Source organism: Kitasatospora sp. NPDC048540, assembly GCF_040651175.1.
Classification (GTDB): Bacteria; Actinomycetota; Actinomycetes; order Streptomycetales; family Streptomycetaceae; genus Kitasatospora.
The window spans coordinates 56,912-79,272 of record NZ_JBEZIR010000031.1 but is presented as its reverse complement, the minus strand read 5'-3'; the positions used below and the strand labels follow the sequence as shown (position 1 = coordinate 79,272).

Sequence of the window (22,361 nt, the reverse complement as noted above, 5' to 3'; positions counted from 1 at the left end):
CGACTTCCTCCACCGCTACAACTACCATCGCTGCCACACCGCCATCGGAGGACAACCACCGATCAGCCGTGTCAACAACCCTGCGGGTCAATACAGCTAGCCCTTGGCCAGCAGCGCCTGGGCGTGGGCGCGTACCTGGTCCTTGGTCAGATAGGCGTCGGTGTACTCGAAGTCGCGCAGCCGGGCGGGCTGGCGGGCCAGGAAACCGGTGCGGACGAAGTCGTCGCCGGCGGTCGCGTTCAGCAGCCAGTTGGCGCCGACCCGGAACTTGGCCGCGTTGGTCCGCATCGCCATCAGGTGGTAGCCGCGGGCCACCAACTGGGCCGGCAGGCCGTGCAGTTCGATGCCGAGCGGCTTGGAGACGGCGTCCTTGCCGCCGAGGTCCACGACCAGCCCGAGATCCTTGTGGTAGTACGGCTCCAGCGGCTCGCCGCGCAGCGCGGCCACCAGGTTGTCGGCGCAGGCCCGGCCCTGGCGGGCGGAGTGCTGGGCGGTGGGCGGGCAGACCGCGCCGTCGCCGTTGGCGAGGTCCGGGACGGCCGCCGCGTCGCCGAGCGCGAAGACGCCCTCGAACTGCGGCACCCGCATCTCCGCCGTCACCGCGACCCGGCCGCGCACGGTCTCCGCGTCCAGCGTGCCGATCAGCGGACTGGCGGCCACCCCGGCGGTCCAGATCAGGGTCCGGCAGGGCAGCACCCGGCCGTCGGTGAACTTCACCGTCTCCGCGCCGACCTCGGCCACCGAGACGCCCAGCGACACCTCGATGCCGCGCTCGCGCAGGATCTGCAGCGCGGTGACGCCGAGCTTGTCGCCGAGTTCGGGCATCAGCTTGGGGGCGATGTCGATCAGGTGCCACTTGATCAGCCGGGGGTCCAGCCGCGGGTAGCGCCTGGAGGCGGCGGTGGTCAGCCGCTGGAGGCAGGCCGCCGTCTCGGTGCCCGCGTAGCCGCCGCCGACCACCACGAACTGCAGCCGGGACTCGCGCTCGCGCTCGTCGCGGGTGGCGGAGGCCAGGTCGAGCTGGGCGATCACGTGGTCGCGCACGTACGTCGCCTCGGCGAGCGTCTTCATCCCGCGCGCGTAGTCCGGCAGACCGGGGATGTCGAAGGTGCGGGTGACACTGCCGGGGGCGAGCACCAGGTAGTCGTACCGCTCGGCGGTGACCTCGTCGGTGATCTTGCGGACCACGCAGACCTTGGAGCGCGGGTCGACCCCGATCGCGCCGCCCGGGACGATGTGGGTGCGGTGCAGGGAGCGGCGCAGCGAGACCGCGACCGACTGCGGGGTCAGCACGCCCGCCGCGACGTGCGGCAGCAGCGGCAGGTAGAGCTGGTAGCTGAACGGGGCGACCAGCGAGATCTCCGCCTCCGAGGGGGAGAGCTTGCGTTCCAGGCGGCGTGCGCACTCCAGGCCGGCGAAGCCGCCGCCGACGATCAGGATCCGAGGTCGCTCCATCGTCCATCCCTTGTGTGCCGTTTTGTGCCGAACCAGGACAGTTGTCCGCCACCCTCTCACCGACCCTCTGCCGTTGCCACCGCAGACGCGCGCGGGGGCCCTCGGACGGTCGGTAGGCTGGCCCGATGCTCCCCGAGGTGACGGCGATCCGGTACGTGACGCCCCTGCGCGAAGGCGGCTCGATGCCGGGCCTGGTCGAGGCCGACGACCGGCGGCTGTACGTGCTCAAGTGGGCCGGCGCCGCCCAGGGCCGCAAGGCGCTGGTGGCCGAGGTGCTGGCCGGCGAACTGGCCCGCGGGCTCGGACTGCCGGTCCCCGAACTGGTCCGGATCGACCTCGACCCGGTAATCGCCCGCAGCGAGCCCGAACAGCAGATCCAGGAGCAGATCCGCGCCAGCGGCGGCGTCAACCTCGGCATGGCCTTCGTCAGCGGCGCGCTCAACTTCGACCCGCTCTGCTTCGACGTCGACGCCGGACTGGCGGGCCGGGTGCTCTGGTTCGACGCGCTGATCGGCAACGTCGACCGCTCCTGGCGCAACCCCAACCTGCTGGTCGCCGCGGGCGGCCTGCGGCTGATCGACCACGGCGCGAGCCTGATCTTCCACCACCACTGGGCGGGCGCCGCCAACTGGATCGGCCGGCCGTACGACGCCTCGGACCACGCCCTGCTGGGCGCGGCACCCGACCTGAAGGCCGCCGACGCCGAACTCGGCCCGGCCGCCGCCGAGGCGCTGCCCGCGGCCGTCGCGGCGATCCCGGACGAGTGGCTGACCGACGAGGCGGGCTTCGACGGCCCGCAGGCCGTACGCGAGGCCTACATCGCGCAGCTCACGGCCCGCCTGGCGGCCCCGCGGGACTGGCTTCCGGAGATGGCGGCATGAACGGCGACCAGAGGTACCTGCTGGATCCGGCGGGGCAGGGCGAGCCCGACGGCCCGCAGGCCGAGGTCCGGCACGACTACGAGTACGCCGTGCTGCGCGCGGTCCCCAGGGTCGAGCGCGGTGAGTTCGTCAACGTCGGCGTCCTGCTGTACTGCCGGCGGACCGAGTACCTCGGCGCCCGCACCCACCTCGACCAGGGACGGCTGCTGGCGATCGACCCGGTCGCGGACGTCGCCGGGGTCCGGCGCGCCCTGCGCGGGGTCGAGGCGGTCTGCGAGGGCGGACCGGCCGCCGGGCCCGCGGCCGGCGACAGCCCCGGCCGCCGCTTCCGCTGGCTGACCGCGCCGCGCAGCGCCGTACTCCAGCCCGGGCCGGTGCACACCGGGCTGACCGCCGACCCGGAGGCGGAGCTGCGGCACCTCTTCGGGCTGATGGTGCTCTGACCGACGGTGCGCCGGCCGACGGTGCTCCGGCCGGGTCGGGGTCGGGGTCGGGGGGCCGGGTCGGAGACGTTCCGCAGGCACTTGCCGGGGTCAAAGCTGGAGCTGGTGAACCATCTCGGCGTAACCTGGCCGACATGGGCACCACAGCGACCACCCCGGCACCTTCCACCGTCGACCTGATGGACGCGGTGGCGGCCGTCGGCACGGCCTACTTCCAGGACTTCGCCCTGGCCGCGGGCCGGCACGGCCTGAACCCCTCGCAGGCCAAGGCGCTCAAGGCGGTCCTGGAGCCGGTGCCGATGCGGGCACTGGCCGGCCGGCTCGGCTGTGACGCCTCCAACGTGACCGGCATCGTGGACCGGCTGGAGGCGCTCGGCCTCGCCCACCGCGAGACCGCGGCCGGTGACCGCCGGGTCAAGATCGTCGCGATCACCGCCGAGGGCCGCGCCATCCTCGACCGGATCCGCGACGACATGACCCGCGCCCACGAGGCCTTCGACAGCCTCGACGACGACCAGCGGACCTCACTCGACCAGCTCTGCCGCCAGGTCCTCCCGCTGCTCACCGCCCGCTGAGCGATCGGTCCGGAGGCCGAACGGGAACAGGTAGGGGGAGGGGCACGGTGAGCGGCTGGACGGTGACCGGCCTCGGCTGGCACGACGGCGTCCCGCGGCTGGCCGCGACCGACTGGCGGCGCGAGCACGCCCGCGAACTCGTCGGCGGCATGCGGATCGGCTGGACGGTCACGGGACCGCGCCGCTGCACCGGGGTGCGCACCGGGCGGCAGCACCGGCGCTGCCCGTACGGTGAACTGATCCCCGCCGAGGGCCGCAGCAGCCAGTGCGGGACCTGCCAGCGGCTCGACCCGGGCCTGGCGCTCGCCCGCGACCAGATCCTCGACGACGGCCGCACCTACCGCCTGTACCTGGCCTGGTTCGGCCCCGGCCTGCTCAAGATCGGCCTGACCGGGGAACACCGGGGCACCGCCCGGCTGCTCGACCAGGCCGCCCCCGTCTTCACCTTCGTCGGGCGCGGCCGGCTCCCGGCCGTCCGCCGGGCCGAACTCACCGTCGCACAGGCCGGCCTGGCCCGGGAACGGGTCAGGAGCGAGGTCAAGTCCGCCGCCTGGTGGGGACTGGCCGAGATCGCCGACCGGCGGCGCGAGCTGACCGACGGCCGCCGCGAGGTGCTCCGGCTGCTGGCGGGCCACGAGATCGACCTGCTGCCCGACCAGCCCGTCACCGACCACACCGCGCTGTTCGGCCTGGCCGACGGCGTGCCCCCGGCGTACCGGAAGATCACCGCACTGAGCCCCGGCGCTACCCTCGCGGGGACACTGCGCCCGGCCATCGGCGGCCACCTGTTCCTCGACCCTGACGGGGACCCCGGTCCCGAACCCGGTCCCGAACCCGGTCCCGGCCCCGAACCCGGCGCCGCCGCCGTTCCTGCCGGGGGCGGCGGGCCGCTGCTGCTGGACACCCGGCTGCTGGCCGGATGGGGCCTGGCGGCCGGGGGCGTCCGGCGGTGCGCGGGACTCGACCTGCGCAGCTGCGTCCGGCCGGCCGGGCCGGACGCCCAGGACGCGCTGTTCTGAGCCGTGCCGGAGCCGTGCCGCGGCGGCCCGGCGGGCGCGCCGGGGGACGGGCCCGCGTGTACCGCCGTCGGCTGTCGTGACCTCGACTGTTAGGCTTGCGAAGCGTGAGCGCGAAGCCCCAGATCCCCAATGTCCTGGCCTCCCGGTACGCTTCGGCGACCCTGGCCCAGCTGTGGTCCCCCGAGCACAAGGTGGTCCTCGAGCGCCATCTGTGGCTCGCCGTCCTGAAGGCCCAGCAGGATCTCGGCATCGAGGTCCCGGCCACCGCCGTCGCGGACTACGAGCGGGTCGTCGACCAGGTCGACCTGGAGTCGATCGCCGCCCGTGAGCGGGTCACCCGGCACGACGTGAAGGCCCGGATCGAGGAGTTCAGCGAGCTCGCCGGGCACGAGCAGATCCACAAGGGCATGACCTCGCGGGACCTCACCGAGAACGTCGAGCAGCTGCAGATCCGGCAGTCGCTGGAGCACGTCCGCGACCGTACGGTGGCCGTCCTGGTCCGGCTGGGCCGGCTCTCCGCCGAGCACGCCGAGCTGGTCATGGCGGGCCGCTCGCACAATGTGGCCGCCCAGGCCACCACCCTCGGCAAGCGCTTCGCGACCGTCGCCGACGAGCTGCTGGTCGCCTTCAACCGGCTCGAGGAGCTGATCGCCCGCTACCCGCTGCGCGGGATCAAGGGCCCGGTCGGCACCGCCCAGGACATGCTCGACCTGCTCGGCGGCGACGCCGACAAGCTCGCCGAGCTGGAGAGCCGGGTGGCCGGCCACCTCGGCTTCGCCAACGTCCTCACCAGCGTCGGCCAGGTCTACCCGCGGTCGCTGGACTTCGAGGTCGTCACCGCGCTCGTCCAGCTCGCCGCCGCGCCGTCCAGCTTGGCCAAGACCATCCGGCTGATGGCTGGCCACGAGCTGGTCACCGAGGGCTTCAAGGCCGGCCAGGTCGGCTCCTCGGCGATGCCGCACAAGATGAACACCCGCTCCTGCGAGCGCGTCAACGGCCTCGCGGTGATCCTGCGCGGCTACGCGTCGATGACCGCCGAGCTCGGCGGCGACCAGTGGAACGAGGGCGACGTCTCCTGCTCCGTGGTCCGCCGGGTCGCGCTGCCGGACGCGTTCTTCGCCTTCGACGGCCTGCTGGAGACCTTCCTGACCGTGCTCGACGAGTTCGGCGCCTTCCCCGCCGTGATCGAGGCCGAGCTGGACCGCTACCTGCCGTTCCTCGCCACCACCAAGGTGCTGATGGGCGCGGTGCGGGCCGGTGTCGGGCGGGAGACCGCGCACGAGGTGATCAAGGAGCACGCGGTGGCCTCGGCGCTCGCGATGCGCGAGGGCGCCCGGGAGAACGCGCTGCTCGACAAGCTCGCGGCGGACGACCGGATCCCGCTGGACCGGGCCGGACTCGATGCGCTGCTGGCCGACCGGCTGTCCTTCACCGGTGCGGCGGGGGCGCAGGTGGCCGAGGTGGTGCGGCGGGTCCAGGCGGTCGCGGACGCCTACCCGGCGGCTGCCAAGTACGCACCGGGTGACATTCTCTGAAATCTGTCAGCTGTCAGTCGTCGACTGTTGATTGTCGGCTGATGCCTGACATCCGATGTCCGACATCTGACGGCTGACGGCTGACGGCTGATGTCCGACGCCGCGCGTCGGACGGACGTCCACCCCGACGGCCCCGCTCACGTCCGAGCGGGGCCGTCCGGCTTGACGCCGGCCCGGCCCGCCGGGCTCCGGCGTCCGGGCCCGATGGGCGGGGTCGTCGGCCCGCAGTACCAGTCGCAGTCGGGTTCGGCGACCGGTCGGTCGGGCTCCAGCGCATCGTTGGGTACGGTCGCCAGGGCCAATAGCCCGCCCGCCGCGAGCAGCCCGGCGCAGATCAGCATGGCGGTGTGGAACGCGTCGTTCACCTCGGAGGGCACCTGGTACGCCTCGCCGCTCAGCCCGGAGAGTGCGGGCAGCGCCGCGACGGCGAACAGTCCGGCGGCCCGGGCCGCGGCGTTGTTCACCCCGCTGGCGATGCCCGCCCGCTGCACGTCGACCGCCGCCAGGACGGTGGCCGTCAGCGGCGCGACCACCAGCGTCATCCCCGCGCCCAGGACCGTCACGGCGGGCAGGACGTCGGTCCAGTACGAGGCGCCCGGGCCGATCCGCAGCATCAGCAGCACCCCGGCCGAACAGATCATCGGGCCGAGGAAGAGCGGCAGGCGCGGCCCGATCGCCTTGCTCAGGCGTCCGGCCCGGCTGGAGAGCGCCAGCATCAGCACCGTGATCGGGATCAACGCCACCCCGGCGGCCAGCGGGCTGAACCCGGACACCGTCTGCAACTGCACGGTGAGCAGCAGGAAGATGCCGCTGAAGGCGGCGTACACGCACAGGGTGACCAGGTTGACCGAGGTGAACAGGCGCGAGGCGAACAGCCCCAGCGGGAGCATCGGGTTGGCGGACCGCCGCTCCGCCACGACGAAGGCGATCCCGAACAGCACACCGGCCACCCCGGCGATCAGCGAGAGGCCCTTGCCGCCCTCGGTGAGCGCGTAGGTCACACCGGCCAGGGCGAGAGCGGCCAGCACCGCGCCGCGGACGTCGAACCGGCCCTCGTCCGCCGGGTCCCGGGTCTCCGGGACGTGGCGGGCGGTCACGAGGACCACGGCCGCCGCCAGCGGGACGTTCAGGAGGAAGATCCACCGCCAGCCCGGGCCGTCCACCAGCCAGCCGCCGAGGAAGGGTCCCACGGCCGCCGCGACCCCGCCCAGCCCCGACCAGGCACCCACCGCACCGGCCCGGTCGTCCGGGTGGAACACCGCCTGGAGCATGGCCAGCGACCCGGGGGTCAGCAGCGCACCGCCGACACCCTGCAGCGCGCGGGCGAAGATCAGTACCCCGATGGTGGGCGCGGCCGCGCACAGGGCCGAGGCGGCGGCGAACCAGCACACCCCGATCAGGAACACCCGCCGCCGCCCGTACCGGTCACCGAGCGAGCCGCCGAGCAGGATCAGCGCAGCCAGCGTGAGCATGTAGGCGTTGACCGTCCACTGCAGGGCCGCTAGGGAGGCGCCGAGGTCGGCGCCGATCCTCGGGAGCGCGACGTTGACCACGGTGCCGTCGAGCATCGCCATGCCCGAACCGAGCACGGTGGCCAGGATCACCCACCGCCCCCGGGGCGTGCCGAGCCGGATGCCGCCCACATCGTCCGGCCCCGCGGCGTGCTGGGAGGCCGGATCCACGTCGTCCACGTCCCGATCGTCCGCCCCCGGCGGGGCCCGCGCACCCCGAACGGTGGAATCCGCGGCGATCCCGGGTGCGCCCTCCCGGACCGTCCGACGGGCGCGCACCCCGCCGCAGCGCGGTGATCCGCCACCGATCACCGGCCCCGGCCTGGCCTGACCACGCGGGCACCAAGACACGCGGGCACCAATGCACGCAGGCACCGAGCCGGCACAGGTACAGGACGGCGGTCAGCTCGCTGCTGCTGGTGCTGTTCGACTTCGGTGCGCCGGTGCCGCTGCTGCCGTGGTTCCTCACCGAGGGCGGCCCGCCGCCGGGCTCAGCGCCGTGGGGCCAGCAGCGCGGCCCGGCGCCACATCGGTTCGACGCCGCGGTCGATGATCCCCAGCTCGGTGAAGAAGCCGACCGCCTTGCGCGCCCACTCCACCCGGGTGTCGCGCCAGTACGGGTTGAGGTGGGCGGCCCGCTGTGCGGCCACCGGGTCCAGACCCGCCCGGGCGTACACCCGCGGGTGGATGATCTCTTCCACCGCCTGGTTGGCCAGCACCGCCAGCGCCCGCCGGAACACCGCCCGGCGTGCCGTGCTCATCCGGGCCCAGCGCCGTTCCAGCTCCGGCTTGGCGTAGCCGATGTGCCGGGCCTCCTCGATCACGTGGATCCGGGCCACCGAGCGGGCCAGCGGCTGCAGGGACTCGTCCCGGATCATCTCCCGCTGCATCGCGTCGGTGAACTCCTCGACGAATATCGCCCCGGCGAAGGTCATCGCGGTGTCGTTGGCCAGGAAGTGCAGCTGCCCGAGCCGCTGCGCCCGGCGGCTGGGCCGGGCGGAGGGGTAGCCGGTGGTGCTGATGTACCGGGCGAACATGGTGGAGTGCCGGCACTCGTCGGCGACCTCGGTGAGCGCGTACTGGGCGTGCCGGGTGGTCAGGTCGCTCTCGTAGACGTGCCGGACCAGTCCCTCCATCAGGACCAGTTCGAACCAGATGCCGGCCGCCGTGGTGCTGGCGAACTGGTCGACGCTGAGCCGGGCCTGCTGCTGCGGGTCGAGCGAGTGCCACAGCGGGGTGCCGTACAGCGAGACCCGGTGCGGGGGGACGGCGAAGTGCGCCGGGTCGAGGGGCGCGTCCCAGTCGATCTCGGTGAGCGGGTCGTAGGAGTGCTTGGCGGAGGCGCGCAGCAGCCGTTCGGCGTTCTGCTCGCGGTCCTGCGGCCGGGCGGCGGTGGTGGCTTCGCGCATGGGGGCTCCCGTGAGGGGCGGGTGGCAGGGTCGGGGCCGACGGTCCCGCGTACGGCCCCCGGGAGGAGTCAAGCAGTTATACACGGTGTCAACAAGGGTTCGGTGGCGAATCCCTCGCCGCGCGGCGGCCGGTGACGCCGGGCCAGACTTGGCGGTATGGACCCGGTCACCGCACTCGAACGGATCGCCTTCCTGCTCGAACGGGAGCTGGCCTCCCCGTACCGGGTGAAGGCCTTCCGCACCGCGGCCGAGGCCGCCGTCGCCCTGCCGCCGGGACCGCTGGACGCCACCCGCGCGGCCCAGGTGCCCGGCATCGGCCCGGTGACTGCGCAGGTGATCGCGGAGGCGGCCGCCGGCCGGGTCCCCGACTACCTGGCGGAGCTCGAGCAGCGGGCCGGTCCGCTCGCGGAAGGCGGCGAGGACCTGCTGGCGGCCCAGCGCGGCGACTGCCACCTGCACTCCGACTGGTCGGACGGCGGCAGCCCGATCGAACTGATGGCCCGCACCGCCCGCGACCTCGGCCACGAGTGGGCGGTGCTGACCGACCACTCGCCCCGCCTCAAGGTGGCCCGCGGCCTCAGCCCCGACCGGCTGCGGCAGCAGTTGGAGGTGGTGGCCGCGGTCAACGCCGAACTCGCGCCGTTCCGGCTGCTCAGCGGCATCGAGTGCGACATCCTCGACGACGGTTCGCTGGACCAGGAGGAGGACCTGCTCGCCCAGCTCGACCTGGTGGTCGCCTCCGTCCACTCCAAGCTCCGGATGGACGCCGGCGCGATGACCCGGCGGTTGCTGGCCGCGGTCGGCAATCCGCGGGTCGACGTCCTCGGCCACTGCACCGGCCGCCTGATCGCGGGGAAGACCCGTCCGGAGTCCGTCTTCGACGCCGAGGCCGTCTTCGCCGCCTGTGCCGCGGCCGGCACCGCCGTCGAGATCAACTGCCGCCCCGAGCGCCGCGATCCGCCCGCCCGGCTGATCGCGGTGGCCGAGGCCGCGGGCTGCCTGTTCTCGATCGACACCGACGCCCACGCGCCGGGCCAGCTGGACTGGCAGGCGTACGGCTGCGCCCGGGCGGCCGCCGCCGGTCTCGACGCCGGACGGATCGTCACCACCTGGCCGGTGGAGCGGCTGCTCGAGTGGACGGCCGGGCGGACGGCCTGACCCGGCGGACGCGGCGGCGGCCCCGGGCTGCCGGGGGCGCACGGGGCGGGCCGGGTGCGCCGGTGCTCTGCGCCGTGCGCCTCGTTGCCGGACGGGCTGCCGACGGGCAGTGTGTGTCGCGGTCGGTCCCCGCAACGGGCCGGCTCCTGCACGATCGACCGGTGTGATCGGCCTGCGCGATCGACCGGTGCGATCGACCGATGCGATCGACCTGTACGGCGGACGAAGGGCGGAACCCCGGGTATGGCAGCCAAGATCCTCATTGTGACCGGTGACGCGGCGGAGTCGTTGGAGGTCTTCTACCCGTACCAGCGGCTGCGCGAGGAAGGGTACGAGGTCCACATCGCGGCGCCGAGCCGCAAGCGGCTGCAGTTCGTGGTGCACGACTTCGTGGAGGGCTTCGACACCTACACCGAGAAGCCCGGCTACACCTGGCAGGCCGACCTCGCGGTCGCCGAGGTCGATCCGGCCGACTATGTGGCGCTGGTGCTGCCCGGCGGGCGCGCCCCGGAGTACCTGCGCAACGACCCCGAGGTGCAGCGGATCGTCCGGCACTTCTTCGAACTCGACAAGCCGGTCGCCCAGCTCTGCCACGGGCCGTTGATCCCGCTGGTCGGCGGGGTGCTGGCGGGCCGCCGCACGGCCGCGTACCCGGCGCTGGAGCCGGACGTGGTGGCGGGTGGCGCGGGTTTCGTGGACGGCGAGGCCGTGGTGGACGGCGTGCTGGTCTCCGGCCGGGCCTGGCCGGACCACCCGGGTTGGATGAAGGCGTTCGTCGAGGTGCTGCGGGAGAAGGCGCCGGTCGAGTGAGCCGCGGACGGCCACCGCGCCTCCGGTGGCGGGGCGGCCGTCCGTGCAGGTGCGGCGCCCGCGTCCGGCCCGTGACCGGGTGCGGGAGCCGGGCGCGCATGGGTGCTCAGGGTGCCAGCAGCGCGGCCCGCGGCGGGTTGGCGCCGGGCACCGCGCAGGTGAGGGCCGCCACCCTGGCGGCGAAGCGGCAGGCCTCGGTGGCCCGGTCGAGGTCGAGCCGGTCCAGGCGGCCGCCGAGCAGCCCCTGACCGCCGAGGTGGTGGAGCAGGCCGGCGGTGAAGGCGTCGCCCGCGCCGACGGTGTCCGCCACGGTGACCGGCTCCGCGGGCAGCCGTACCCGCTCGCCGTCCAGCGAGAGCAGTGCCCCGGCCGCGCCCAGGGTGACGACCACCAGCCGTACGCCCGCGGAGTGCCAGCGGTCGCAGGCCTCCTCGGCGGGGACCCCCGGGAGCAGGTGGGCCAGGTCGTCGTCGCTGAGCCGCAGCAGGTCGGCCAGCTCGCACCAGCGGGCCAGCCGCTCCCGGTAGGCGGCCGCGGGCACCAGCAGCGGCCGGACGTTGGGGTCCACCGAGATAGTGGCGCGGGCCGACGCGCGGGCCAGGAACTCCTCGACCACCGGCCCGCCGGGCGCGCGGACCAGGGCGAGCGAACCGCTGTGCACGCAGGCGGGGTCGCCGGCCGGTTCGGCGTCGAGTTCGGCCGCGGTCCACTGCCAGTCGGCCGCGCCCTCGGCGTGGAAGGAGTAGCTCGCGCGGCCCTCGCCGTCCAGGTCCGCGACGGCCAGCGTGCTGGGCTCGGGGGCGGCCACGCAGCCGTCCAGGTCCACCCCGGAGTCCGCCAGGTGGGCCCGGAACAGGCGGCCGAAGACGTCGCCGGACAGCCGTCCCAGGAACCGGGTGGGGGTACCGAGCCGGGCCAGCGCGACCGCCGTGTTGGCCGGCCCGCCGCCGGGGTGGACCCGCAGGGCGAGTTCGCCGTGGGTGCCCCGGCGGCCGTCGGTGAAGGCGTCGGCGACGCACTCGCCGAGCACGGTGATCTGGCGGCGGGACATGGCGGCTCCTCCGGTCACGGCGGGCCCGGGCCGGGGACCGCCGGACGGCGGGTCCGGCGGGCCGGCGCGCCCATCATCCACCGTCGCCCGTACGGCGGACGCGCCGCGGTGCCGGGGCGGCCGGCCGGACGGGCCGAGCCCGCTCGCGCGGCCCGGAAGGCGGTCCGGAACGGGCCCGGAAGGCGGCCGGCGCGGCCCGGGATGCCGGGGCGGGGCAGGGGGAGGAGGGTGGGTTCATGGCATGTCATCACGCGAACGGCGCGCACCGGGAGGTGCTGGAGCGCTACACCGAGGCGGTGGAGGAGTTCGGCCGGCTGGTCGGCATGGTTCTGGCGCGCCAGTGGGGGCTGCCGACGCCGTGCACCGAGTGGACCGTCCGGGACCTGGTCAACCACCTGACGGCGGAGCAGCTGTGGGTGCCCGAGATGCTCGCCGGGCTCACGGTGTCGCAGGTCGGGCCCAGGTATCAGGGGGACGTGCTGGGGGACGACCCGGCCGAGGCCTGGGATTCGGCGGTGCGGGCCGCCACGGCGGCCTTCACCGCGCCGGGGGCGCTCGACCGCACCGTCCACCTGTCGTACGCGGACCGGGACGCGCTCGGCTACTGCCGGGAGATGGCGGTGGACGCCGTGGTGCACGGCTGGGACCTGGCCAGGGCGCTCGGCGGTGCGGGCCGGATGACGCCGGCGGCCGCCGGGTTCGTCCTGGCCGAGGTGGTGGCCTACGGCGACCTGTCCTCCACCGGCATGTTCGCCACCGCCGTGCCGACCGGCCCGGACGCCGACCCGCAGACCCGGTTGCTGGGGCTGGCGGGCCGGGATCCGGGCTGGTCGCCGCCGGGCTGAGGCTCGGGGCCGTGGGGCCGGCGCCCCGGAGCCCGGCGGTCGCCGTGGGGCGGCCGGCGCGTACCGGCCGTGCCCAGCGCCGGGGGTCAGCAGTCCCGGAACTCCGGTGACTGGTTGAGCAGCTGGGCGCGGACCGAGGTGAACCGCCGGTAGGTCTCGCCCTGTTCGGCGCCCGGATGGAAGACCGCCACGCGGTGGCAGTTCTGGAAGGCGAGGCGGACGTTGAAGTGCCGTTCCAGGCTGCCCCGGATCGCGTCGCTGGCCAGGGCCCGCAGCAGCTGGGCGCGTTCCGCCTCGGTCGGGGCGGTGGTGTTGTCGGCGAACTCGGCCGTGCCGCCCCACAGTTCGCCGGTCAGCCGGGAGATCAGCCGGTAGGCGTAGGGGAGTGAGGTGCGGACGGTGTCGACGAACGCGCTCTCGTCGACCTCGTCGCGCTCGGCCTGGGCCAGCAGGGTGGGGGAGACGTCGAGGGACATCGGACCAGCTCCTTCTTAGAAGTGAAAGTCATTTCCAATTCGGGATCCTGGTGTTCCGCTGACGCACTGTCAAATCCCTGCTGGGCCGTCCGGGTCGGCGGCCTTGCGAGGTGGGGCCCGCGGGGCCGACCGGGCTTCGGCCGGACGGGCGGGGCTGCCGCGCACCGGCTGCGGTCGCGTGCTGCTGCGGCCGTTCCTAGGCTGGAGCCACATCGAGGAGGGCCGGCCCGAGGAGGCGTCGCATGACACAGCAACCGGACCTGGGGGCGGAGGCGGACCGGCGGATCCTGGAACGGATCAGCGACATGGTCGCCGCCGAGCGCGACCTGCGGGCGCTCCTCGCCGACGGCCGGATCGACGCCGACACCGAGCGGCAGCGGCTGCGCGACATCGAGCAGCAGCTCGACCAGAGCTGGGACCTGCTCCGCCAGCGGCGGGCGCGCAAGGAGGCCGGTGAGGATCCCAACCTGGCGAGCGTGCGCAGCGTCGAAGAGGTCGAGCAGTACGAGTCCTGAGGCCGGGGCGGGCCTGGAGGCTCAGGACTCCTCGGGGGCCGCGATGTCGAGGGCGGCGGCGTCGAGGGCTGTGGCGTCGAGCGCCGCGATGTCCAGGACCGCCGCGTCGAGGGCGGCGGTGACGCGGTCGAGCATGGTGCGCAGCTCGGTGAGGTCGGTGAGCGCCAGGCCGGTCGCCCGGCTGATCCGGCGGGGCACCTGGAGCGCCTGCTCCCGCAGGGCGGCGCCCGCCTCGGTGAGGCTGACGGTGACCGAGCGCTCGTCCTCGGCGCTGCGCTCGCGGCGGACCAGGCCGGCCGCCTCCAGTCGCTTGAGCAGGGGGGAGAGGGTGCCGGAGTCGAGGCGCAGGCGCTCGCCGATCTGCTTGACCGGGAGTTCGCCGTGCTCCCAGAGCACCAGCATCGCCAGGTACTGCGGGTAGGTCAGGCCGAGGTCCTTCAGGGTGACCCGGTAGACGCCGCCGAAGGCACGCGCGGCGGCATGCAGGGAGAAGCAGATCTGCCGGTCGAGGCTGAGCAGCTCCGCGTCCGGCAGCTCGGAGAGCGTGGTCATGGCTCCCAGGGTACCGGGAGGCTGTCGCCGACGATTTAGTTGTGCGCAATTCAGTTGTGTGCTCTACTTGTGGTCGTGAGGGCGGCCCGAAGACTCCGGCGGGCCGTCGAAGGCGACGAAGGGAACCCCTGATGGACGCGCTGTACACGGCTGCCGCCACCGCCAACGGCCGCGAGGGCCGCACGGTCAGCTCCGACGGCCGGCTCGACCTCGCGCTGGCGATGCCGCCGGCGCTCGGCGGCAACGGCGAGGGCACCAACCCCGAGCAGCTGTTCGCGGCCGGCTACGCGGCCTGTTTCGCCAGCGCGCTGGGCCTGGTCGGCCGGCAGGCCCGGGTCGACACCGGGGAGATCTCGGTGACCGCCGAGGTCTCGATCGGCAAGGACGACACCGGCTTCGGCCTGGCCGTGACGCTGCGCGTCGAGCTGCCGGACGCCCTCGCCGGCGAGACCGGTGAGCTGCTGGTCAAGCAGGCCCACGAGGTCTGCCCGTACTCCAAGGCCACCCGCGGCAACATCCCGGTGGAGCTCGTCGTCGAGTAGGTCCGGCGGGGAAGCCCGGCCGCAGGCGACGCGGCAACGCCCGAGGGCCCGTACCACTTCGCGGTGGTACGGGCCCTCGGGCGTTGCGTCACGCGGAGCCGGGCGTCGGCCGCGCGGGTCAGAGCGGGAGCAGCTCCGGGCGCTTGGCCTCGACGTGGTCGCCGGAGGATTCGCCGCGCAGCCGCCGGCCGACCCACGGGATCAGGTAGGTCCGGGCCCACTGCAGGTTCTCCCGGCGCTGCTCCGCCGGGGTCGGCGCCGGAACCGCCGGCCACGGCGCCTCGGGGTCGTCGGTGCCCGGCAGTCCGAGCGAACGGGCCGCGAGCAGCGCGACCCGCTGGTGGCCCTCGGGGGACAGGTGCAGCCGGTCGTCGTGCCAGGCCCGCCGGTCGTGGACCGAGCGCAGCGACCACAGGTCGGCCACCACGCAGTCGTTGCGGTCGGCGATGGCCCGCAGGTGCACGTTGTACGTGGCGATCTTGCCGCGCAGGTGGCGCAGCACCGGCACGTCGCGGGTGTCGAAACCGGTGCACACCAGCACCGTGCCCGCGCTGCGCCGCAGCTCCACCACCGCCCGCTCGAAGCGCTCGGCGACCTCGTCCGGGTCGCTGCCCGGACGCAGGATGTCGTTGCCGCCCGCGCAGAAGGTCACCAGGTCGGGCTGGATCCGGTGGACCTGCGGCACCTGCTCGGCGCTGATCTGGTCGAGCAGGCGCCCGCGGACGGCCAGGTTGGCGTAGCGGAAGCCGCCGACGGGGTCGCGGTCGGCGAGCATTCCGGCCAGGCGGTCCGCCCAGCCGGCGAACCGGCCGTCCTCGCCCGGGTCGTTGAGGCCTTCGGTGAAGGAGTCGCCGAGGGCGACGTACGAGTGAAGGTCAGGGGTCTCCTGGTGATCGGCCATGGTGAAGATAGTTCACCTTGTGAAGTGACTTACGCCACCGTAGGTGGCCCGGTGCGGAGCGTGATCTCCGCCACGGTGCCCGCGGGGCCGGTCCGCGCGGGCGGCCGGACCGTAGGGTGGAGGCCGCGGACCGCCGGCCGGCGGACCCGTCCGGGCCGTCCGGCCCGCCCGGCCAGACCAGGAGTCCCGTCCCATGTCCGACGCCGTCCACGACGAGAAGACCCGGCGCCGGGCCATGATGATCCGGGCCTCGATCTACATCGCGGGCACCCACCTGTTCGCCGGTTTCGTGATCCTGCTCTTCGCCCTCGGCGGCCGCCACCACTGAGCCGCCCCCTGCCGGGGTCCGCCGCCCACCACCGCGGCTGGTGCGACCGCACAGCCGTTCGTGGGGAATCCGTCCACCGGTGTGGAGGATCGCCCGTTGTGTCCGACACGTCCGGAAACAGAGCATGAACGGACGGTGCGGCCCGGTCCGCCCCGGAACCAGCCGGCGGCTCTCCCCGTTCCGCCGCACGGAACACCTGGAAGACGATGCCGCAGCCCCAAGCCACGTCCGCCGCCACCGGCCACGCCCTGATCGAGCAGCACGGCGTCGACACCATCCCGGAGGCGGAGCGCACCAGCACCCCGCGCGACGTGCTCACCATCCTGATCGGCTCCAACCTCGCCTTCGGCGTCGTCGTCTTCGGCTGGCTGCCCGTCTCCTTCGGCCTCTCCTTCTGGGCCGCCACCAGCTCGGTGGTGGTCGGCACCGTGCTCGGCATCGCGCTGACCGCGCCGCTGGCCCTGGTCTCGCTGCGCACCGCGACCAACCTCTCCACCAGCTCCGGGGCGCACTTCGGCGTCCGCGGACGGCTGATCGGCTCGGTCGTCGGCCTGCTGCTGTCGCTGGGGTACACCGCGCTGTCGCTGTGGGTCGGCGGCGACGTGGTGGTCGGCGCGCTCAACCGGCTGCTCGGCCTGCCCGCCCACGGCCCCGCGTACGTCGCGACCTACACCGTGCTGGCCGCCCTCAGCGCGACCGCCGCCGTCTTCGGCTACCGGCTGCTGCTGCGGCTGGAGAAGGTGCTGATGTGGGCGATGGGCGCGCTGCTGCTGGCCGGGCTGCTCGCCTTCGCGCCGCAGTTCGACGCCTCGGCGCACGGCTCGTACCTGCTCGGCGGCTTCTGGCCGACCTGGCTGCTGTCGGTGGTGGCGGCCGGGCTGAGCGGCCCGATCGCGTTCATCACCCTGCTCGGCGACTACACCCGGTACGTCTCGCCCGCCCGGCACAGCGGCCGCAAGGTGCTGCGCTCCACCGTGCTCGGGCTGTTCGCGGGACTGCTGATCCCGCAGCTGTTCGGCACCTTCACGGCCATCGCGACCGGCGGCGGCCAGGACTACGTGGGCGGGCTGATCGCCGGCGCGCCGCTCTGGGTCCTGGTGCCGCTGCTGCTCAACGGCCTGCTCGGCAGCGCCGGGAACACCGGCCTGATGCTGTACAGCATGGGGCTGGACCTGGACGCCATCCTGCCCCGCGCCACCCGCCTGCAGGCCACCTACGTGGTGGCCGGGCTCGGGACGGTCCTGGTCTTCCTCGGGCACTTCGTGTGGAACGCGCAGTCCGCCGTCACCTCGTTCGTCCTGGTGCTGACGGCGATCGGCGCGCCCTGGGCGGTGATCACCCTGATCGGTCACGTGCGCTGCCGCGGCGACTACGACCGGCAGTCGCTGCAGGTCTACAACCGGGGTACCCGCGGCGGCATCTACTGGTACCGCACGGGCTGGAACATCTCGGCCACGGTGGCCTGGGCGGCCGGCAGCGCGGTCGGCCTGTGCGGCGTCGACACGCCCGTCTACCACGGCTTCCTGCTCCCGCTGACCGGCGGGATCGACGTCAGCTTCCTGCTCTCCGGTGCGGTGGCGGCGCTGCTGTACCTGGGGCTCTCCCGCCGGCAGCGCGGCCTGGCCGGCCCGACCGGGCGGCCGACGGCGGCGGCCGGTACGGCCCGGGCCGGGGTCGGGCCGCGTACCTGACCGGGCCGCGGGGCTTTCGCGCAGGTGCGGCGGGCCACGGTCGGGGAGGGCGCGGTCAGAGGGGGGTGGCGGCCTTGAGCAGGAGGAGCAGGGCGACGGCCGCGTTGAGCGAGGACACCGCGGAGGCGGCGGTGCCGGCGGCGGCGACCATGGTGGCGAGGCCGGCCCGGCTGTGGGCCGGGGGCCAGCCGCTGGTGCGCGGGCCCGGCGCGAGCAGGGCGGCCACCCGGCGGGGCACCGGGCCCGGCGCGGCGAACGCGGCCAGGGCGCCCGCGACCGCGCCGGGAACCGGCGGCGGGACGGAGATGAGCGCGGCCCGGGCGACGGCCCGGGCAGTCAGCCGCCGGTCGCCGACAGAGTGCGCGGCCTCCTCGTCGGCCCACCGCTCGGTGCTGTAGGCGACAGCCTGCCGCAGCGGCCGCAGACAGGGGTTGACGCAGGCCGCGAGCTGGGTGGCCAGCAGGTAGCGGTGGTGATGGTGGGTCAGGTGGGCCCGTTCGTGCGCCAGCAGGACGGTCTGCTCGTCCGGGGCGAGGCCGGCCAGCATGCCGGTCGACACCGCGATCCGGCCGGGCGCGCCGGGCAGCGCGTACGCGTACGGGCGCTCGTCCGGCAGGACGGCGACCTCGGGCCCGCTGACGCCCGCCACCCCGAGCGCCTGCCGGCTGCGGGCCCGGACCCGACGGTGCCGGCGCAGGGTGCGGGCGCAGGCGGCGAGCACCACCAGCAGGGCGACGATCGCCGAGCTGCCGATGGTCCGGTGGAACGGGACGGCGTTGCGCACCTCCGGGTCGGACCAACTGTCCGGCAGCGGGTTGCCGGTGAGGTGGGCGGTGCCGACCACGAAGAGCAGGCACAGGCTGATCGCGCAGCTGGCCGCCATCACCACGGCGATCACCGTGAGCAGCCGGGCCGCCGTGCGCGGGTGCAGGTGCTGCTCGGCCAGCCGGGCGATGGGCAGGGCGGTGAGCGGCAGCACGAGCGGGAGGAAGACGAACACGCCCACGGCTCAGGCCTCGGATCCGTCCGCCGCGCTGTCGAGCAGGGCCCGCAGCAGTTCCTCGTCCTGCGGGAGCAGCGCGCTGACGAAGCTGGCGAGCACGGCGTCCCGGTCGGCGTGGGTGTCGAGCATCCGGCGCATCCGCAGCGCGGCGAGGCCGGCCGCGTCGGAGGCCGCCAGCCAGTGGTAGGAGCGGCCGGTGCGGCTGCGCGAGACGGCGTTCTTGCCGTGCAGGCGGGACAGGATGGTCATCACCGTGGTGTAGGCGAGGTCGCCGTCCAGCCGCTGCTGGACCCAGCCCGCGGTGACCGGCCCGGTCGCGGTCCGCAGGACCGCGAGCACCTGGGCCTCGAGCTCGCCCTGGGCGCGTCGGCGTACCCGGGGGAAGGCGGCCGCCGCGGTGGCCGAGGTGGTCGCCTGGTGGTCCGTCGTGGTGTCGCGCACGTCGGCGGCTCCCTCCGGTTCGGTGGCTCCGGACTGCCGGGGCGCTTCGTCGTCATCCTACTGAGCCGTCGTACCGGGCCGGCACGGGCCGGGGCGGGGGTGGGCTCCCGGGGCGGCTCGCGTGGTGCGGCGGTGGGCGCGCGAACTGACGGAAGGTCGGTGAATTGTCCGGTTTGGGCGCTATGCTCGACGGGTTGCCGCCCGGTCCGCGGTCGCCGTCGGCGGCCCCGCCCCGCGGCGGCTGACGGTCCGTCCGCCGGGTGGCCGCCGGAACTGTCCGGCGTGGTGAAGGGGGTACACGGGTGGTCGAGCGGCGCAGCCGCCGGAAGCCGGTGCTCTGGGGCATGGCGGGCCTGCTCTCGCTGGTCCTGCTGGCCGGTGTGGTGGTGTACCACCGGCTCAACGGCAATCTGCGGATCTTCGACGGGGACGCGCTGAGCCGCGACCGCCCGGCCGCCGGCGGCCCGGACGCGCAGGGGCGCACCCCGGTCAACGTGCTGCTGATCGGCTCCGACTCCCGAGACGGCGCCAACCGCGACCTCGGCGGCGGGGTGGAGAGCGGCGCCCGCTCGGACACCACCATCCTGCTGCACGTGTACGCCGACCACCGGCACGCCGTCGGGGTGTCGATCCCGCGCGACTCGCTGGTGGACATCCCGCCGTGCATGCTGCCGGACGGCAAGTGGACCAGGCAGCAGACCGGGGCGACCTTCAACAGCGCGTTCGAGGTCGGCGGCAGCGCCGACGGCAACCCGGCGTGCTCGCAGAACACCGTGGAGAAGCTGACCGGCCTCCGGGTCGACCACACCATCGTGGTCAACTTCTCCGGGTTCGCCTCGATGACCAGTGCGGTCGGCGGCGTGGAGGTCTGCGTCCCGAAGCCGGTGTACGAGGGCGACCTCAACCCGAACCTCGGCCGGCCGGGCCGGCTGCTGTTCCCGCAGGGCAAGCAGCGGGTCCAGGGCCAGGCGGCGCTGGACTACGTACGGCTGCGGCACGGCATCGGCGACGGGTCCGACATCGGCCGCACCAAGCGGCAGCAGGCCTTCCTCGGCTCGCTGCTGCGGCAGATCAAGGGGGTCGGGATGAACCCGGCCACCCTGCTGCCGCTCGCGGACGCCGCCACCGGCTCGCTGGTGGTCGACCCCGGACTCGGTTCGGCGGTCAAGCTGCTGGACTTCGCGCTCTCGCTGCGGGACATCGAACTCGCCGACGCCCGCTTCCTCACCGTGCCCTGGCGCTACCAGGGGTCCCGGGTGGCGCTGGTCCAGCCGGACGCCACCCAGCTGTGGGCGGCGCTGCGGGCCGAACGGCCGCTGGACGGGTCCGACGCCGACGCCTCGGCCTCGCCGGGCGCCGCGGCGCAGCGCGGCATCGAGGTCGAGGTCCGGGACGGCAGCGGCACCGCGGGTCTGGCCGCCCGCGCCACCGAGCAGCTGACGCTGAACGGCTTCACGCTCGCCGCCCGGGCCGCCGTCGCCACGCCGGCCCGCCGGACCACCGCGGTCCGCTACGGGCCGGGGCAGGAGTCGGCGGCCCGCGAGGTGGCCGGGCTGTTCCCCGGCGCGGGGCTGGAGCCGTCCGCGGAGCCGGGCGTGGCGCTGCTGCTGGGACGCGAGTTGGGGACCGCGACGGCGAGCCCGGGAGGCGCCTCGCCCGGCGGCGGGCCGGCCGGGCGGCTGCCGGCCTCGCTCACCGCGGCGGGCAGGTCCGCCGCCGACGACCCGTGCACCGACCTGTCGTACGGCTGACGCCTCCCGGGGCGCGCGGAGCGCTGACGGCGGACCAGGGGACGGGTCGGCCCGGCCGATTCACGCGCGATCTACAGTGCTGTAGATTCGGAGCAGCGCGAGATGCAGGGAGCCGGGCGCGCGCGGACCGGCGCGGGGAAGCAGGAGGACACCATGGGAGTCACGCTCGCCAAGGGCGGAAACGTCTCGCTGACCAAGGAGGCCCCCGGGCTCACCGCGGTCATCGTCGGACTGGGCTGGGACGTGCGGGGCACCACCGGCGCCGACTTCGACCTCGACGCCAGCGCGCTGCTGTGCAACGAGAGCGGCCGGGTGCTCGGTGACCAGCACTTCGTCTTCTACAACAACCTGCGCAGCCCCGACGGTTCGGTCGAGCACAGCGGCGACAACCTCACCGGTGGCGGCGACGGCGACGACGAGCAGATCAAGGTCGACCTGTCGGCGGTGCCCGCCCAGGTCGTCAAGGTCGTCTTCCCGGTCTCCATCTACGACGCCGAGGCCCGGCGGCAGAGCTTCGGCCAGGTGCGCAACGCCTTCATCCGGGTGGTCAACCAGGCCGACGGCAGCGAGGTCGCCCGCTACGACCTGACCGAGGACGCCTCAACCGAGACCGCCATGGTCTTCGGCGAGCTCTACCGCTACGGCAACGAGTGGAAGTTCCGCGCCATCGGCCAGGGTTACGCCTCCGGCCTGCGCGGCATCGCCCTCGACTACGGCGTCAACGTCTGACCCGACCCCCGTCCGGCCCCGGGGCCGCGACCGCGTACCGCGCGGCCGCGACCCCGGGGCCGTCCGCGTACCCGCCGGGGCCCTCTGGTAGAACTCGGGACCGTCGGGACACGGGGTCCACCGGCGGCCGGCCCGGCCGTCACGGCCGAAGGGGAGCAGCAGTGACCACGGAGAGCACCGAGAACACGGGGACCGAGGGGATCACGGGGACGGCGGGGACCGGGGGGACCGGGGGGACCACCGAACGGATCGGACCGCCCCTGGTCGGAGGCGAACGCGAGATGCTGCGCGCCTTCCTCGACTACCACCGTGCCACCCTCGCGATGAAGTGCGACGGCCTGTCGGACGAGGAGCTGCGCCGGCAGTCAATGCCGCCCTCCACGCTCTCGCTGCTCGGCCTGGTGCGGCACCTGGCGGAGGTGGAACGGACCTGGTTCCGCCGGGTGGTGGGCGGCGAGACCGTCCCGCTGGTGTACTCCGACCAGGACGACTACCAGGTGGCGTACGACGCGAGCGGTGCCACCCGTTCGGAGGCGTTCGCGGCCTGGGAGGCGGAGGTCGCGCACTCCCGCCGGATCGAGCGGGAGGCCGAGTCGCTGGACGTCACCGGCCACAACGCCAGGTGGGGCGAGGACGTGTCGCTGCGGCTGGTGATGCTGCATCTGATCCACGAGTACGCACGGCACAACGGCCACGCCGACCTGCTGCGGGAGGGCATCGACGGGACCGTCGGCGCCTGA

General features: G+C 74.3%; 24 protein-coding genes and 1 pseudogene. 16 read left to right on the top strand and 9 right to left on the bottom strand.

The window, feature by feature from the left end:
* A pseudogene (locus AB0D08_RS15325) lies at positions 1-100 on the top strand (IS481 family transposase); the annotation flags it as partial.
* On the opposite strand, the gene AB0D08_RS15320 reads toward AB0D08_RS15325, so the two are convergent.
* The gene (locus AB0D08_RS15320; RefSeq protein WP_033821368.1) at positions 97-1,455 is read right to left on the bottom strand and encodes an NAD(P)/FAD-dependent oxidoreductase; all 1,359 of its coding nucleotides are present in this window, start codon (positions 1,453-1,455) and stop codon (positions 97-99) included. The pseudogene AB0D08_RS15325 and the gene AB0D08_RS15320 sit on opposite strands and share 4 nt — an antisense overlap.
* Positions 1,456-1,580: 125 nt before the next feature.
* On the opposite strand from AB0D08_RS15320, the gene AB0D08_RS15315 reads away from it, so the two are divergent.
* The 5 genes from AB0D08_RS15315 (at position 1,581) to purB (ending at position 5,908) form a co-directional block, all read left to right on the top strand.
* Complete coding sequence (locus tag AB0D08_RS15315) at positions 1,581-2,336, top strand: HipA family kinase (protein WP_033821369.1); 756 nt, start codon at positions 1,581-1,583, stop codon at positions 2,334-2,336.
* A complete protein-coding gene (locus AB0D08_RS15310) occupies positions 2,333-2,779 on the top strand; it encodes a DUF3037 domain-containing protein (protein WP_082526655.1) in 447 nt (148 codons plus the stop codon). Before AB0D08_RS15315 ends, AB0D08_RS15310 begins: the two co-directional genes overlap by 4 nt.
* 134 nt (positions 2,780-2,913) lie before the next feature.
* The gene (locus AB0D08_RS15305; protein ID WP_033821370.1) at positions 2,914-3,354 is read left to right on the top strand and encodes a MarR family transcriptional regulator; all 441 of its coding nucleotides are present in this window, start codon (positions 2,914-2,916) and stop codon (positions 3,352-3,354) included.
* Positions 3,355-3,401: 47 nt separating this feature from the next.
* Positions 3,402-4,373 carry a hypothetical protein gene (locus tag AB0D08_RS15300; protein WP_359889007.1) on the top strand — a complete coding sequence of 324 codons (972 nt, stop codon included), beginning with the start codon at positions 3,402-3,404 and terminating at the stop codon, positions 4,371-4,373.
* A 104-nt stretch (positions 4,374-4,477) separates the two neighbouring features.
* Positions 4,478-5,908: an adenylosuccinate lyase gene (gene purB, locus AB0D08_RS15295; RefSeq protein WP_033821371.1), complete on the top strand. Its 1,431-nt coding sequence runs from the start codon at positions 4,478-4,480 to the stop codon at positions 5,906-5,908.
* Between the two features lie 137 nt (positions 5,909-6,045).
* Here purB and AB0D08_RS15290 read toward each other — a convergent pair whose 3' ends face one another.
* Together AB0D08_RS15290 and AB0D08_RS15285 are read right to left on the bottom strand one after the other, a co-directional pair.
* The gene (locus AB0D08_RS15290) at positions 6,046-7,599 is read right to left on the bottom strand and encodes an MFS transporter (protein WP_233289096.1); all 1,554 of its coding nucleotides are present in this window, start codon (positions 7,597-7,599) and stop codon (positions 6,046-6,048) included.
* Between the two features lie 311 nt (positions 7,600-7,910).
* On the bottom strand, positions 7,911-8,828 hold the full coding sequence (locus AB0D08_RS15285) for a diiron oxygenase (protein WP_033821372.1): 918 nt from the start codon (positions 8,826-8,828) through the stop codon (positions 7,911-7,913).
* 156 nt (positions 8,829-8,984) lie between these two features.
* On the opposite strand from AB0D08_RS15285, the gene AB0D08_RS15280 reads away from it, so the two are divergent.
* Together AB0D08_RS15280 and AB0D08_RS15275 are read left to right on the top strand one after the other, a co-directional pair.
* On the top strand, positions 8,985-9,986 hold the full coding sequence (locus tag AB0D08_RS15280; protein ID WP_359889004.1) for a PHP domain-containing protein: 1,002 nt from the start codon (positions 8,985-8,987) through the stop codon (positions 9,984-9,986).
* Between the two features lie 243 nt (positions 9,987-10,229).
* Complete coding sequence (locus tag AB0D08_RS15275; protein ID WP_033821374.1) at positions 10,230-10,796, top strand: DJ-1/PfpI family protein; 567 nt, start codon at positions 10,230-10,232, stop codon at positions 10,794-10,796.
* 106 nt (positions 10,797-10,902) lie between these two features.
* Here the strand turns inward: AB0D08_RS15275 and AB0D08_RS15270 are convergent, their stop codons facing one another.
* A complete protein-coding gene (locus tag AB0D08_RS15270; RefSeq protein WP_359889002.1) occupies positions 10,903-11,847 on the bottom strand; it encodes a carbohydrate kinase in 945 nt (314 codons plus the stop codon).
* Positions 11,848-12,083: 236 nt separating this feature from the next.
* Between AB0D08_RS15270 and AB0D08_RS15265 the strand changes: the two genes are divergently transcribed.
* Positions 12,084-12,692 carry a TIGR03086 family metal-binding protein gene (locus tag AB0D08_RS15265; RefSeq protein WP_051812105.1) on the top strand — a complete coding sequence of 203 codons (609 nt, stop codon included), beginning with the start codon at positions 12,084-12,086 and terminating at the stop codon, positions 12,690-12,692.
* An 86-nt stretch (positions 12,693-12,778) separates the two neighbouring features.
* On the opposite strand, the gene AB0D08_RS15260 is transcribed toward AB0D08_RS15265, so the two are convergent.
* Positions 12,779-13,168 carry an SCO5389 family protein gene (locus AB0D08_RS15260; RefSeq protein ID WP_359888999.1) on the bottom strand — a complete coding sequence of 130 codons (390 nt, stop codon included), beginning with the start codon at positions 13,166-13,168 and terminating at the stop codon, positions 12,779-12,781.
* A gap of 242 nt (positions 13,169-13,410) precedes the next feature.
* Between AB0D08_RS15260 and AB0D08_RS15255 the strand changes: the two genes are divergently transcribed.
* Positions 13,411-13,683, top strand: a complete 273-nt coding sequence (locus AB0D08_RS15255) for a DUF2630 family protein (protein WP_033819674.1) — start codon at positions 13,411-13,413, stop codon at positions 13,681-13,683.
* A 21-nt stretch (positions 13,684-13,704) separates the two neighbouring features.
* Here the strand turns inward: AB0D08_RS15255 and AB0D08_RS15250 are convergent, their stop codons facing one another.
* The gene (locus AB0D08_RS15250; RefSeq protein ID WP_051812106.1) at positions 13,705-14,235 is read right to left on the bottom strand and encodes a MarR family transcriptional regulator; all 531 of its coding nucleotides are present in this window, start codon (positions 14,233-14,235) and stop codon (positions 13,705-13,707) included.
* 131 nt (positions 14,236-14,366) lie between these two features.
* Here AB0D08_RS15250 and AB0D08_RS15245 point away from each other — a divergent pair, with 131 nt between their 5' ends.
* Positions 14,367-14,777, top strand: a complete 411-nt coding sequence (locus AB0D08_RS15245) for an organic hydroperoxide resistance protein (protein WP_033819675.1) — start codon at positions 14,367-14,369, stop codon at positions 14,775-14,777.
* A 118-nt stretch (positions 14,778-14,895) separates the two neighbouring features.
* Here AB0D08_RS15245 and AB0D08_RS15240 read toward each other — a convergent pair whose 3' ends face one another.
* Entirely contained in the window at positions 14,896-15,678 is a 783-nt protein-coding gene (locus tag AB0D08_RS15240) for an SGNH/GDSL hydrolase family protein (RefSeq protein WP_359888995.1), read from the bottom strand.
* Between the two features lie 193 nt (positions 15,679-15,871).
* On the opposite strand from AB0D08_RS15240, the gene AB0D08_RS15235 reads away from it, so the two are divergent.
* Together AB0D08_RS15235 and AB0D08_RS15230 are read left to right on the top strand one after the other, a co-directional pair.
* Positions 15,872-16,006: a DUF6126 family protein gene (locus AB0D08_RS15235; protein WP_233288981.1), complete on the top strand. Its 135-nt coding sequence runs from the start codon at positions 15,872-15,874 to the stop codon at positions 16,004-16,006.
* 206 nt (positions 16,007-16,212) lie between these two features.
* On the top strand, positions 16,213-17,697 hold the full coding sequence (locus AB0D08_RS15230) for a cytosine permease (RefSeq protein WP_359888992.1): 1,485 nt from the start codon (positions 16,213-16,215) through the stop codon (positions 17,695-17,697).
* 55 nt (positions 17,698-17,752) lie between these two features.
* Here the strand turns inward: AB0D08_RS15230 and AB0D08_RS15225 are convergent, their stop codons facing one another.
* Together AB0D08_RS15225 and AB0D08_RS15220 are read right to left on the bottom strand one after the other, a co-directional pair.
* Positions 17,753-18,703: a M56 family metallopeptidase gene (locus AB0D08_RS15225; RefSeq protein WP_359888989.1), complete on the bottom strand. Its 951-nt coding sequence runs from the start codon at positions 18,701-18,703 to the stop codon at positions 17,753-17,755.
* A gap of 3 nt (positions 18,704-18,706) precedes the next feature.
* Positions 18,707-19,039: a BlaI/MecI/CopY family transcriptional regulator gene (locus tag AB0D08_RS15220; protein ID WP_051813127.1), complete on the bottom strand. Its 333-nt coding sequence runs from the start codon at positions 19,037-19,039 to the stop codon at positions 18,707-18,709.
* 404 nt (positions 19,040-19,443) lie between these two features.
* On the opposite strand from AB0D08_RS15220, the gene AB0D08_RS15215 reads away from it, so the two are divergent.
* The 3 genes from AB0D08_RS15215 to AB0D08_RS15205 all read left to right on the top strand — a co-directional run bounded on the left by AB0D08_RS15215 (position 19,444) and on the right by AB0D08_RS15205 (position 22,361).
* A complete protein-coding gene (locus AB0D08_RS15215) occupies positions 19,444-20,892 on the top strand; it encodes an LCP family protein (protein ID WP_359888987.1) in 1,449 nt (482 codons plus the stop codon).
* A 153-nt stretch (positions 20,893-21,045) separates the two neighbouring features.
* Complete coding sequence (locus tag AB0D08_RS15210) at positions 21,046-21,621, top strand: TerD family protein (RefSeq protein WP_033822131.1); 576 nt, start codon at positions 21,046-21,048, stop codon at positions 21,619-21,621.
* A gap of 281 nt (positions 21,622-21,902) precedes the next feature.
* Positions 21,903-22,361, top strand: a complete 459-nt coding sequence (locus tag AB0D08_RS15205; protein WP_051813126.1) for a DinB family protein — start codon at positions 21,903-21,905, stop codon at positions 22,359-22,361.

What these genes read in the sequence shown, in the direction of transcription:
- AB0D08_RS15320 (WP_033821368.1), bottom strand. Translation starts at nt 1,455, where the DNA reads ATGGAGCGACCTCGGATCCTGATCGTCGGCGGCGGCTTCGCCGGCCTG.
- AB0D08_RS15315 (WP_033821369.1), top strand. Translation starts at nt 1,581, where the DNA reads ATGCTCCCCGAGGTGACGGCGATCCGGTACGTGACGCCCCTGCGCGAA.
- AB0D08_RS15310 (WP_082526655.1), top strand. Translation starts at nt 2,333, where the DNA reads ATGAACGGCGACCAGAGGTACCTGCTGGATCCGGCGGGGCAGGGCGAG.
- AB0D08_RS15305 (WP_033821370.1), top strand. Translation starts at nt 2,914, where the DNA reads ATGGGCACCACAGCGACCACCCCGGCACCTTCCACCGTCGACCTGATG.
- AB0D08_RS15285 (WP_033821372.1), bottom strand. Translation starts at nt 8,828, where the DNA reads ATGCGCGAAGCCACCACCGCCGCCCGGCCGCAGGACCGCGAGCAGAAC.
- AB0D08_RS15280 (WP_359889004.1), top strand. Translation starts at nt 8,985, where the DNA reads ATGGACCCGGTCACCGCACTCGAACGGATCGCCTTCCTGCTCGAACGG.
- AB0D08_RS15275 (WP_033821374.1), top strand. Translation starts at nt 10,230, where the DNA reads ATGGCAGCCAAGATCCTCATTGTGACCGGTGACGCGGCGGAGTCGTTG.
- AB0D08_RS15270 (WP_359889002.1), bottom strand. Translation starts at nt 11,847, where the DNA reads ATGTCCCGCCGCCAGATCACCGTGCTCGGCGAGTGCGTCGCCGACGCC.
- AB0D08_RS15265 (WP_051812105.1), top strand. Translation starts at nt 12,084, where the DNA reads ATGGCATGTCATCACGCGAACGGCGCGCACCGGGAGGTGCTGGAGCGC.
- AB0D08_RS15260 (WP_359888999.1), bottom strand. Translation starts at nt 13,168, where the DNA reads ATGTCCCTCGACGTCTCCCCCACCCTGCTGGCCCAGGCCGAGCGCGAC.
- AB0D08_RS15255 (WP_033819674.1), top strand. Translation starts at nt 13,411, where the DNA reads ATGACACAGCAACCGGACCTGGGGGCGGAGGCGGACCGGCGGATCCTG.
- AB0D08_RS15250 (WP_051812106.1), bottom strand. Translation starts at nt 14,235, where the DNA reads ATGACCACGCTCTCCGAGCTGCCGGACGCGGAGCTGCTCAGCCTCGAC.
- AB0D08_RS15245 (WP_033819675.1), top strand. Translation starts at nt 14,367, where the DNA reads ATGGACGCGCTGTACACGGCTGCCGCCACCGCCAACGGCCGCGAGGGC.
- AB0D08_RS15240 (WP_359888995.1), bottom strand. Translation starts at nt 15,678, where the DNA reads ATGGCCGATCACCAGGAGACCCCTGACCTTCACTCGTACGTCGCCCTC.
- AB0D08_RS15235 (WP_233288981.1), top strand. Translation starts at nt 15,872, where the DNA reads ATGTCCGACGCCGTCCACGACGAGAAGACCCGGCGCCGGGCCATGATG.
- AB0D08_RS15230 (WP_359888992.1), top strand. Translation starts at nt 16,213, where the DNA reads ATGCCGCAGCCCCAAGCCACGTCCGCCGCCACCGGCCACGCCCTGATC.
- AB0D08_RS15210 (WP_033822131.1), top strand. Translation starts at nt 21,046, where the DNA reads ATGGGAGTCACGCTCGCCAAGGGCGGAAACGTCTCGCTGACCAAGGAG.
- AB0D08_RS15205 (WP_051813126.1), top strand. Translation starts at nt 21,903, where the DNA reads ATGCTGCGCGCCTTCCTCGACTACCACCGTGCCACCCTCGCGATGAAG.